Here is a 12322-nt window from a genome sequence, read left to right as displayed (position 1 = left end):
TTTTAAAAGGAGACTAAGTCTCCTTTTTTAATGTTGATAATGTTTATATAAATCAGATAAAAATTTAGATAAAACTGGAAAAAACCATAAAATAGTAAGAAAATTAGTAATACCCATAATGAGTTGAAATGGAATATCAGCAATTAGGTAAGGCGTCATTGGAACATTTAGTAATAATGCTTGAAACGGTGCAAAGATAAGACCATATAAATGTCCAAACAAGTAAGCTGAAAAAGCATATACCAATAGATTATGACTTTTCTTAATTAGTAAAGAAAATAAAAATGTTATCAGTAACCATGCCAAAAGCATAGGTAACCATACGTGTATCATACCAATAGAACCCAACAATAAATTATCTATAAAAACATGAACTAAGACAATCATAGATGTTTTCTTTAACCCAAAAACATAGGTATATACCAAGATTAATAATGTTGTAAGCTGAATGTTTGGTAAAAATTGTAAGACATATTCTTGTACTATCAATATACTTGTTGATATGGCCAATAAGCTTATTTCTTTCACATGATTATTCATCATAATCAGTCCTTTTGATTTCAATGATGTCCCCATCATTCAAATTCAGCATAGATACACCATAATTTGCTCGTTCATGGTTAACATAAATAGTTAAGACAGTATTATACCAATCCGACTCTATATCTTCAATGGCTAATAATACATACCCATTAGGAAATTTGTGGGAGCATGATGGGTCTGCTTTATAAAATTGATTGGCACAGACCAAAGTGTAATGTCTTTTTAATAGTGTAAATAAAGTGTCATTTTCATAGAATTTTAAATCATCTGCAAGAACAACAGAATTTGATTCATCATAGAGTATAAAAGCAATTTGGCCAATTGAATTTTCAGTTTCTATTTCTTGATCAGGACCTAAATCAAGTAAAAAGACCATCACTATAACTAGTAATCCAGCCATAATGACAGATAATAATATTTTAATTTTTAAACTAATATTCATTTTACTCACTTAAATAGATAGCTTGATCTAAAGGATTACCATATAAATCAAACTCATATAAAGTGATTTGAGGAATAGAACTTGGAGCATTAACTTGATAAATAAATTTACCTACATAGACTTGGTCAAGATTTAAATCATATCCATCTGGTATGGTATAAAAAATATAATTGGTTGTACTTGGATATTTCATTTGATTTGAAATGTCTGTACTTGATAAGCCATTAATATCTTCTGCAAAAATTTCAATACCAAATTCTGAACTCTCTACTTGATAAGTTACCTTAAATTTCAATATAAAAATTTCTCCCTCTTCAATCTCGAAAAGTTCTCTAAAATCCTCTATATAATCTATATTGATTTCGTCAACCAACAAGACATTTTCGTTTTCATGACTTTGATCAATTTCACCAGATAATCTATAGAAAAATCCAAGATGTAAATAATCTTCTAAATATGCCTGTGGAAGATCTTCATGATACACTTTGAATGCTTGATTTTGGTTTTCAAAAACATAGTAATCATCTGCTTTACTGACAAGTTCAGCACTTAAATTAGTAGAAAATAATAGATTTTCAGAAAATGTAAATACATCTGCATCCATATAATTTATTTGATCCAAGCCTTCCATAGCAAATTCACCATTTTTAGTAAAACCAATCCAATGAAAGTCATCTGCTTGCAAAGAACCTATTTTAGTCACCATAGGTCCATAAGTTGTATCAGTGTATTTTAAATCTATTTCATACGTTTCGATTAAATCTAATAATGACATTTGATCTTGCATCTCATTAGTAAATGTAAGTTTATAGGTTTCATCTTCTAATATAATATCTACAACGCCATCATATGCTGGAGAGATTTGAGTAATTGAAAATTGAACACCTTCGATACCTTCTTCTAATGCACTTCCAATAAGATGGTATTCTTCACCACTTATTAATTCTAAATCATTAACCTGACTAACTTCTACATATACACTTGTGTCATTAATAAGGAAAATATAATGATCTTCCTCCATCACATCATAAGTCATTGTCAATTCTTGTGTCCAAGTTGATAAGTTCTCAGTGAATTCAAAGACATCCCCATTTGAATATTCTATTTGATCTAAGCCTAAACTAGCAAATTCATTATTTTTCATAAATCCAATCCAATGAAAATCATCTTGTTGATATTCTCCAATTTGTGTAAGCATAGGGCCATATGTTGTTTCAATATAATTTAATTGAATTGGACTTGATTCAATTAAATCCATTAATGACATAGTTGATTTCATTTCATTGGTATAAAAAATTTCACTTATATTTTCACCAATTTTAATATCAATAGAACCATCATAAATAGGACTAATCTCACTAACACTAGCATAAATAATAGATTGATCTTCAGAAGTAGGAGTTAGGGTAACATGATAATCCTCACCCTGTATTAAATCAAATTGACTCATTTGATCTTTAGGAACATATATAGATGTATCTTCAAAAACAAAGATATAAGAATCTTGATTAATATCTTGATAATTTAATGTTAAAGATAGTGACCAGGTTGATAAATTTTCAGTGAATTCAAAGATATCTCCATCAACAAAATCTATAGTATCCACGCCTTGGTCCGCAGTTTCATTATTTTTTGTAAAACCTATCCAGTGAAACTGATCTTGAGATAAGGAACCAATCGCTGTAATCATAGCCCCATAATTAGTGCTTTCATATGTTACTTCAATACTTGAATTCTCAATTAAGTCAAGTAAGGAACCATCAAAATCATCAATTTCAAGCAAATGAGTTTCTTCACCAATAGTGACTTCGATTGAAGGAATGTCTGTGCTTAAATCTTCCGAACATGCAAAAAAACCTACAAAAATAAAAACAAATAACAGTAAAACCTTAAAATTTTTCATACTTTCTCCTCAGTAAAGTGTATTTTGAACTGTTCTCCCGAAAATAAAAAAAAGACCTATCCCAGGTCTAAAAAAAGCAATGCTTTTCTTTCTCATTACCCAGGAGAAAACATTTAATTATAGGTAGGTCTACCGGCTTAACTTCATCCTAATTTGCATCCTTCCCGCTATTGCAGTGGATTATTGCATTTCGTCTGTATCACGGTTGCTGGGACAGCTTGAGATTACTCAATTCCCTGTTATGTATTGCTACACCTATAATCTATTCAATTAATATAATTATAAACAAATAAACCATATAAGTCAATGATAATAAAAATTATTAATAGGATTTCCTTTTCTTTTGGTGAGCATTAATGGATAAGTAATTTTGGTCGCCAATGATGATATGGTCTAGCAAATATATTTGCATCATTTGACCGGCTTTTTCGATGATATTTGTTAGCTCTATATCGTGTTTTGAAGGATAAGGATCCCCTGAAGGATGGTTATGTACCAAAATCAATTGATATGCAGAATATTTTACAGCATATTTAAATATCTCTCTTGGATGAACCAAGCTTTGATTAAGAGAACCTCTAAAAATTTCTTTTTTAGCTATTAAATTTGTTTTTAAATCTAAATATAAGGCTATCAATACTTCTTGTTTTAAATCTTTCAGATCATAATTTAATAAATCAAAGACTGTTTCAGGACAAGTAATTTGGATTTTATCACGTTTATTTTCTAAGACTCTCTTTCCCAATTCTAAAGCAGAAAGAATAGTAATAGCTTTTGTCTGCCCAATACCCTTAATGGATGTTAATTCATCAATTGTTTTTTCTCTTAGTTCGCCTAAGGAAGATAATTCTCTTATTACTTTTCTTGAAATATCAATGGCTGATTCCTCATGTGTTCCAGCCCTGAGAATAATCGCCAAAAGTTCATAAGTATTCAGACTGGTCACTCCATATTTCCTTACTTTTTCTCTTGGTCTTTCAAATTTCGGCATATCTTTAATCATATACATAAAACATCACCCTAAACAATAATACTTAAGGTGATGTTTTTTTCTTTATTATACTAACAATTTTCTAATTTCTGATATAAAGTACAAGGAACCAGTAACCAATAGTACATCATTAGCCTTTAAATTAGACTTAAGCTGATAAAAAATTTCTTTATAATCATGATGATATGATTTTTTATAAGATGTGGACTCAAAGAATAAATCTTCTGCATCTGCCCTACGTTGGTAATCAAACTCAGTGAAGTAGAGTTCATCACAAAAATTATCCAGTTCTTCAATCATTTGTTTATGTTGTTTATCTTTCATAACAGAGAATAAACATAAGATGTTTTTATCTTTAAAAATAGCTCTCATCGATTTTTTTAATGCTTGAATACCACCTATGTTATGTGCACCATCAATGACAATCCTATGGTCAAAAATTTCAAATCTTCCTGGCCATTTGGTTGATTTTAAACCAACTTTAATATCTTTTTCACTTATATCTAAGTTTAAATGTAAACGTAATAAACGAATAGTCTCAATAGCTAAACAGGCATTTTTAATTTGATGATAACCTGGTAGACCTAAAACATAAGTTTCTTCCTGATATTTAAAGGTGGTTTCTTCACCGATGACTTTATCAGTCACTAAATCATGGTTAATAATCTTGACTCTAGCATTCTTACTTGCAGCGACTTCATAGATTAAAGGAAACAAATGCATATCTTCAATGGCAGTGATTAAAGGTACATTTTCCTTAACAATGCCAAGTTTATTTAAAGCTATTGACTCCAAAGAATTCCCTAGTTGTTTCATGTGATCATAGCTAACATTAGTAATCACTGAAACTTCAGGAATGATTACATTTGTCGCATCTAATAGACCGCCTAAACCAACTTCTATGACTGCAAAATCAACTTTCTCATCCCGAAAATATAGAAAAGAAATTACCGTTAATACTTCAAAAAAAGTAATAATATTTTCTTCGTCTTCTTCAATAAGCTTATTAGAAACGTCATGTAATATATTTGTGTAATAGACTAAAGACTCATCAGATATGTTATGATGATTGATTTTAATGCGTTCATTAAAATCAACCACATAAGGAGAAGTGTACAAACCCACTTTAAATCCAGATTCTACTAATATATTCTTAATATAATTAGTCGTTGATCCTTTACCATTAGTTCCTGCAACGTGAATTGATTTAAACTCTTTGTGAGGATTGCCTAAGATTTCTAAGGCTTTACTAATTCTTGATAAGTCAAGACGAGACCCAAATCTTTTAATGTTTTCTATCCAATTTTGAGCTTGCTCTTTGCTAGTAAACATTTTAATCACTTAACTCCGCTAATCTTTTTTTAGCTTCAGAATATTGTTCTTGATAAGATGATAATTTCTCTTTTTCCTCATCAATTTTTGATTGAGGTGCTTTATTCATAAAATTACTATTATTCAACATGCCTTGACAACGTTTAATTTCTCCAGCTAAAGCCTTAATTTCATTTTCTATTCTAGTGATCTCTTCTTCGATATTAACTAAGGAACCAAGTGGTATATGAACTTGTATATCCGCTAATATGATTGCTACACTTTGATCAAGTTCATTATTTTCTTGATTAATTAAGATAGAACTAGGATTTAAGAACTTATTAATATAATGACGATTTTCTGAAATGAATTTTTCATTCTCTTTTGAAGTTTTAATCATTAAATCAATAGGTTTTGACCATGATACATGGTATTCATTACGAACATTTCTAACTCTTTTAATTAACTCAAAGAACCATTCTTTTGACATTGTATCTTCATAATGTAAATCTGTTGGTTCTGGCCACTTAGCAATCATAATTGATAAACCATGTTGAGGTAATTGTTGGTAAATCTCTTCTGTAACAAATGGCATAAATGGATGTAACAATTTAATAATCTTATCTAAGACATAGATGAGTACTTTTTTAGTTGATAAATCATCCGATATTTTTGCCATTTCTATATACCATGAAGCAAAATCGTTCCAAGTGAAATTATAAATTAAACGAGCAGCTTCATTAAATTCATAGCGATCGAAAAAGCCTTGTGTAGACTGAATCATAGTATTTAATTTAGTTAAAATCCATTGGTCTGCAAAGTTTAACTCAAAGGCATTAATCTCTAAGCTTTCATCTTCCAAATCCTGTGTATTCATGATTACATAACGGCTAATATTCCATAATTTATTAATGAAATTCCATGATGACTCTACTTTTTCTTCTTCATATCTTAAATCAAGTCCTGGAGCCGAGTTTGTTGTAATAAAATATCTTAAAGCATCGATTCCATATTGATTAACAACATCAATAGGATCAACCCCATTATCTAATGATTTAGACATCTTTCTACCTTGGTCATCACGTATTAATCCATGCATTAAGCATTGTTTAAATGGACTTTCACCAGTAAATTCAATGGCCTGGAAAATCATTCTTGATACCCAGAAAAAGATAATATCGTGTCCAGTAACCATTAAATCATTTGGATAATATCTTTTAAGGTCATCTGTTTCATTTGGCCAACCTAAGGTTGAAAAAGGCCATAAAGCTGATGAAAACCAAGTATCTAAAACATCTTCATCTTGTTTCCAACCAGCTTCTTTAGGTCCTTGTTCACCTACATATATTTCATCATTTTTATACCAAACAGGTATTCTATGTCCCCACCATAATTGTCTAGAAATACACCAATCTTCAATGCCTTCCATCCAATTAACAAAGATTTTTTTAAAGCGTTCAGGTATAAATTCAACAATTGACTTATCTAAGGCTTGTTTAGCTAATACATCCATTTTTACAAACCATTGTTTTGATAATCTAGGCTCAACTATGACATTTGTTCGTTCTGAATGTCCAACATTATGGATGATTTTCTCTATTTTATCGATTAAATTAGCTTCTTGCATATCACTAACTAATACTTTTCGACATTCAAAACGATGCATCCCTTCATATTTATGAGCTAAATGGTTCATTGTACCATCCTCATTCATACATAAAGGCATCTCTAAATCATGTCTTCTACCAACCTCAAAGTCATTAGGATCGTGAGCAGGTGTAACCTTAACGATCCCTGTACCAAAATCTTTATCAACATAATCATCTGTAATTATCTTAATTTTTCTTTGGGTTGTTGGTATAAAGACTTCTTTACCATGTAAATTTAAAAATCTTTCATCTTCAGGATGCACCATCAAAGCGCTATCTCCAAACATAGTCTCAGGTCTTGTGGTCGCGATAACAAGATGGTCATCACTATCTACAAGCTTATATTTAATATAATATAAGGCCCCCTCAACTTCTTTATGATCGATTTCTATATTTGATAAAGCTGTTTTTGCTTCAACGTCCCAATGAATGATTCTTTCACCTTGGTAAATTAAACCTTTATTGTATAAGTCAATAAAAACCTTATTGACTGCTTTAGATAAGCCTTCATCCAAAGTAAAACGCTCTTTAGAATAATCTAAAGATAGGCCCATCGTCTTCCATTGTTCACGAATATATTCAGAATATTCTTCTTTCCATTTCCAAGCATGCTCCAAATATTTTTCTCTTCCAAGTTCATAGCGATTAATACCCTGTTCTCTTAATTTTTGATCGACTTTAGCTTGGGTTGCAATTCCAGCATGATCCATACCAGGCAAATATAAAGCATCATAACCTTGCATTCTTTTTAATCGAATGATTAAGTCTTGTAAGGTATTGTCCCAAGTATGACCAATATGTAGTTTACCTGTAACATTTGGTGGTGGAATAACAATTGTAAATGGCTTCTTTGATAAATCTCCTGAAGAAAAAAGCTTATTTTTAAGCCAAAAATCATATTTACCTTTTTCTACTTGTTTCGGATTGTATAGTTTATCCATGATATAATTCTCCTTCTATATAACCAAATTGATTGTGATAATAAGCTTGAATAATCTCTAATGTATCTATTGAATGAATTATTGGTAAATCATAATAATTAAAGTACCTTAATTCCAATGACTCATGGTCATTTACCTTTAAACTTGAACCTATTACTTTCCCTAAAAAAGCATAGGATATGACTCTAGCACAGTCTCTTTGTCTCCATCTCATAAATGGATTATTAAAAACCCCAATAAATCGACTGAGTTCTATATCTAAATTAGTTTCTTCCTTCACTTCCCTTATGGCACACTGAGAGATACTATCTTCTAATTCCAGTAGACCGCCAGGTAACCCCCATAAGCCATTATCGGCTCTTTTTTGTAGTAATATTTGATTTTTATCATTAACAATAACTACAGCTGAAGCATTTAGAATCAACCAATCATCAGAAACTTTATCTCTAATATCTTTAATATATGACATTCTTGACCTCCAAAAAAAAATCGTCCTAAATAAAGGACGATTAATCACCGTGGTACCACCTTAGTTCTAGAAAACTAGCACTCAAATCTTTAACGCAGATATACGTTTCAGACTACTTATTTCATCTGAAATACTCCATGGCTACCTTCCTCACAACAAACATAAACTTTCACCAACCGTTTACTCTCTACATCTTTGTGGGTGAGTACTCCTCCACTTCACTGTATTTGATTTGTATTTTACCAAAGGATCTTCTAAATGTAAAGTAAAATCATTGATATTTTCAATAATCATCATTCCTGTGTAATCATTAATTTCAAAAAAACTTAAAGCCAATTGTTGGCTAACCTGATTTACATAACGACTGTATATATGAAAATATAAGTTTAAATCCTTATAATCTTGATGATTAATAAAAAACTCTTGTTTGCTAGAAGGGTTAATAAATTGTAATCCAGCAATAATAATTTTCCCACCCTTATCTAAATAATTCAATAAGACATGAATTAAATCAATGGTTGTGGCAAAAGGATAGTGCATAAAAACATAATTAACTATAATATAGTCATATTTATGACCATAGAGACTCTTAGGTAATCCTCTCAAGATATCATAATGAATAAAAGAAGCTTTAGGATATTTACATTTAGCTTCATTCAACATCTTTATTGAAGCATCTATGCCTGTTAAGTGAAATGAGTTAGGATTTATTTTTTCATACAATTTACCAGTTCCACACCCAATATCCAACACTTTTGATTTCTTCTTTTGACTCAATAAATCATCTGAAATTAAATCTTGTATATGGTGATATCCAGCATATGGAAAACTAGCTTTTTTGATATCTTGTTCAATTAAATCATCATATTTACATGCAATATCATCGTAATTGACTAACATTTAAATCACCTATATAAGACTCTATAATATCCCAAATAAGATCATGGTTAACTTTACTTTGTATTGAATATTCAATCATTTGGTCATTATCTCTAGGCTGGATAGTATCCCTAATGATTTTCTTTTGTTTATTGATTTGATTGTTAGATAACTTATCAGCTTTTGTTAAAATCATTAAGACATCATAACCAAAAGACTTAAAGAAATTATACATTAATAAATCATCTTCATTTGGCATTCTTCTAATATCTAGTAATAAAACTGCTAAAGAGGCTTGCTTAGACTTTAAATACTCATCAATCATGGTCGCAAAATGTACCATTTGAGCTTGAGAGACTTTAGCATACCCATAGCCAGGTATATCCACTAAATAAAAAGACTTATTAATCAAGAAAAAATTAATTAATCTTGTTTTACCTGGTGTTTGTGATACTCTAGCAAAATTCTTAATATTTAATAAAGAGTTGATAAAAGAAGATTTTCCAACATTGGAACGACCCGAAAAAACAATTTGAGGCAAATTGTCTTTAGGATATTGATCTTTGTCAACAGCTGAAATTATAAATTCACTCGATGTAATTTTCATATCATCACTCCAAAACTATTATATCATAAAATCAGTCTATTTTTTTGCGTAAATAACAGTATATATATTTTCTTTTTTAATATACGATTTATTTATTTCTAAATCTTTTACAGAAATATGGCTGACATTATTAATATAGTTCTCAAAATCAATTGATTTTTTGGTAAAGTCAATAATAGCTGACATTATAGATTTAGCTGAGTCAAAGTACCCAATATAATGCCCTATTCTTGCTCGCTTTGAAGCAGTAAATAATCTTTCGTCAATCATCTCAAGTTTCATCAACATCTCTATAAGTCTATCTTTTAACTTACTAGGATATTTAGATTCTGAAGAAACAAAAAAGTAAGCATATTGATCCATAATAGATGTGGTTTGATAGTAAGAATAATTAATTAATTTTTCTTTCTTCAGTATTTGATAATTCTTAGAACTTTCATTAAAGAAATGTTCAAAAAACATGATAATCGCTAATCTTTTTTGACTGGTTTCCAAATGATTAAATAGGGACAAATCGATTTTCAAACCTAAAGCAAGATACTCTACACTTTGTTTTTGATTGGTTTTGTATATACTTCTTTTTTTAGAGCCTTTTAAATCATAATTTAATACTGGCAAGTATTCTTGATCGGCTAATTCAGTAATTTTTGACTGATGAATAATTTTTTTAACTTCTTCGGGTTCAAAGGGGCCAGTAATAACTAAATACATGTTTCTTGCTTGATAAAAATGTGAAATTGTACGATCAATTAGTTCTTTGTTTATCTTTTTGACTGACTGACTACTTCCAGCAATGTCTTCCCATACTTTAGGGTCACGGTACATATGTTTCATCAAATCATCATGAACTTGATAAAACAAGTTATCCTCATACATTTTAATTTCTTTTAATATGATGGCTCTTTCTTTAGCAATCACTCTTTCAGATATATCAAATGAAGAAAAATGATCAAGAAAGATTCTTAACACTTGTTCAAAGTTTTCTTGAGCAGAGAAATAATAACGAGTTAAATCTCTAGACGTTGATGCATTTACATCAGCATTGTAAGCAGAAAAAACATCACTTAAATTCGATTCGTGATTTTCAAACATAACATGTTCTAAAAAATGAGCCATACCAGAAGGAATCACAAATTTATCTGAACCAAATTCATAGTCAATGGATTCACCACCCATATTGACTTGTAAACTTACATGGTAATCAACAAAATCAGGTTTTGGATGCATATAAATTTTAAGACCATTATCTAAAGTCTCCACATACATAGTCTCATCAACTAATAGACGCTTTTTATTCATTTGCTGGTTCCTCCTTCACAAATTTGTAAAGATGACTTAAACTTAATTTTTGAGCAAGTTTAATCATATCTTCTTTTGTGACCGATTCAACAGCCTTAATTCTATCATCTAAATTAAAACTTGAATTTTTCATAATATCTTCATTAATATTTAATTTTAAGAGTCCATACAAACTATCTGAAACTGATCGATATGATTTGATTTGTGAACGTTTTGCCCTTTGAATTTCATCCTCTGAGATATCTCCATTAGATACATTAAGAATGATTTCTTTAATCCTATCAATAGCCACATTTTCATCCCTTGCTTCACTTTCAAAATGAATCATCAAGGTATTAATCTCATATAGATAAGATGAATAAATCATGTAAACCAATTGCATTTCCTCACGAATAGTCATAAACAATTTAGATTGTGAATCACCACCAATAATCCTTGATAACAACTCAATGGTATCAGCTTCTTTGGTGTTCCTCTCAACCTCAATATGATAACCTAAATAGACCCTTGAAATACTAACATCATCATAGTCAACCCATTCAATAAGAGAACCATCATGATTAAAGGGTAGTGATAATTGAATATCATTTCTTTTTTGACTCGGTACATATTCATTAAAGACATGACCAATCACTTGATCAAAGACTGATTCATGAAAATCACCAATCACATAAATTTTAAGCTGATCTTGAAGAATTAATTGTTGATAGACTTGTGTCATTGAATCTTGATCAACCAGACCCAATTGGCTTTCTAACGGAAAAATAAGGGGTAGGTCACCTGATATTTTCTTAACAAAATTAACATAAGCCAATGTCGCTTTATCTTGTTTGATGGTATTCATAGCCTCATAAGTCTCTTTAATCTTATCATCAACAGCTTTTTTTGTTAGTTTATGTTTATATTTCTTAGGATCGAAGATAATATTTTTCATTAAAGAAAAGGCTGATTCTATTAAGCCCTCTTCATTTTCTACATATTTTTCATTAATAAGTTTTAAGAAAAATTGATTAGAGAATAAATGACCTCTTTGGAATACAGACGTGAAAAAAGTCGCGCCATATAAATAATCTAACGCAACATTTAATTGATCAGTTGTTTTATAAATTCGGTTATTTTCTTCAAGTAAACTCGGCAACATATTCAATTGATTATAGTTATTTTGATTTATTTTTGAATTAAGACATATGCCGATAAGCATATGCTTATATTTACTGGCATGAATGTATACAACATCAATGCCCTGAATATTCTTTTTACTTATTTTCATATTCTCCTAGGAAAAAAG

General features: G+C 29.9%; 10 protein-coding genes, 1 pseudogene, 1 riboswitch and 1 other annotated feature. All 11 genes and pseudogenes read right to left on the bottom strand.

Annotated features, from left to right (window positions below; translation table 11 throughout):
- Nucleotides 1–27 precede the first annotated feature (27 nt).
- The 11 genes and pseudogenes from HF295_RS01720 to HF295_RS01675 all read right to left on the bottom strand — a co-directional run bounded on the left by HF295_RS01720 (nt 28) and on the right by HF295_RS01675 (nt 12304).
- A complete protein-coding gene (locus tag HF295_RS01720; protein WP_312032124.1) occupies nt 28–540 on the bottom strand; it encodes a hypothetical protein in 513 nt (170 codons plus the stop codon).
- A complete protein-coding gene (locus HF295_RS01715; protein WP_312032123.1) occupies nt 533–985 on the bottom strand; it encodes a hypothetical protein in 453 nt (150 codons plus the stop codon). Before HF295_RS01715 ends, HF295_RS01720 begins: the two co-directional genes overlap by 8 nt.
- A 1-nt stretch (nt 986) precedes the next feature.
- Nucleotides 987–2888: a hypothetical protein gene (locus HF295_RS01710; protein ID WP_312032122.1), complete on the bottom strand. Its 1902-nt coding sequence runs from the start codon at nt 2886–2888 to the stop codon at nt 987–989.
- 105 nt (nt 2889–2993) lie between these two features.
- Nucleotides 2994–3162, bottom strand: a riboswitch (cobalamin riboswitch).
- Nucleotides 3163–3210: 48 nt separating this feature from the next.
- Nucleotides 3211–3897, bottom strand: coding sequence for a RadC family protein (gene radC, locus HF295_RS01705; protein ID WP_312032121.1), 687 nt, complete (start codon nt 3895–3897; stop codon nt 3211–3213).
- 48 nt (nt 3898–3945) lie between these two features.
- The gene (locus tag HF295_RS01700; protein ID WP_312032120.1) at nt 3946–5211 is read right to left on the bottom strand and encodes a bifunctional folylpolyglutamate synthase/dihydrofolate synthase; all 1266 of its coding nucleotides are present in this window, start codon (nt 5209–5211) and stop codon (nt 3946–3948) included.
- Nucleotide 5212: 1 nt separating this feature from the next.
- Nucleotides 5213–7780, bottom strand: coding sequence for a valine--tRNA ligase (locus tag HF295_RS01695; RefSeq protein WP_312032119.1), 2568 nt, complete (start codon nt 7778–7780; stop codon nt 5213–5215).
- Nucleotides 7773–8249 carry an NUDIX domain-containing protein gene (locus tag HF295_RS01690; RefSeq protein ID WP_312032118.1) on the bottom strand — a complete coding sequence of 159 codons (477 nt, stop codon included), beginning with the start codon at nt 8247–8249 and terminating at the stop codon, nt 7773–7775. Before HF295_RS01690 ends, HF295_RS01695 begins: the two co-directional genes overlap by 8 nt.
- 29 nt (nt 8250–8278) lie before the next feature.
- Nucleotides 8279–8480, bottom strand: a binding site (T-box leader).
- A 186-nt stretch (nt 8481–8666) separates the two neighbouring features.
- Nucleotides 8667–9149: pseudogene (locus HF295_RS08700) on the bottom strand (class I SAM-dependent DNA methyltransferase); the annotation flags it as partial.
- Complete coding sequence (gene yihA / locus HF295_RS01685) at nt 9130–9735, bottom strand: ribosome biogenesis GTP-binding protein YihA/YsxC (protein ID WP_312032117.1); 606 nt, start codon at nt 9733–9735, stop codon at nt 9130–9132. The gene yihA and the pseudogene HF295_RS08700, both read right to left, overlap by 20 nt.
- A gap of 36 nt (nt 9736–9771) precedes the next feature.
- The gene (locus HF295_RS01680; RefSeq protein ID WP_312032116.1) at nt 9772–11034 is read right to left on the bottom strand and encodes a M16 family metallopeptidase; all 1263 of its coding nucleotides are present in this window, start codon (nt 11032–11034) and stop codon (nt 9772–9774) included.
- Nucleotides 11027–12304 (bottom strand): M16 family metallopeptidase, encoded by a 1278-nt coding sequence (locus HF295_RS01675; protein ID WP_312032115.1) that lies wholly within the window; start codon nt 12302–12304, stop codon nt 11027–11029. Before HF295_RS01675 ends, HF295_RS01680 begins: the two co-directional genes overlap by 8 nt.
- Nucleotides 12305–12322: the final 18 nt, after the last annotated feature.

The organism is Hujiaoplasma nucleasis (assembly GCF_013745115.1).
Classification (GTDB): domain Bacteria; phylum Bacillota_I; class Bacilli_A; order Izemoplasmatales; family Hujiaoplasmataceae; genus Hujiaoplasma; species Hujiaoplasma nucleasis.
This window is presented reverse-complemented; position numbering and strand designations above follow the sequence as displayed.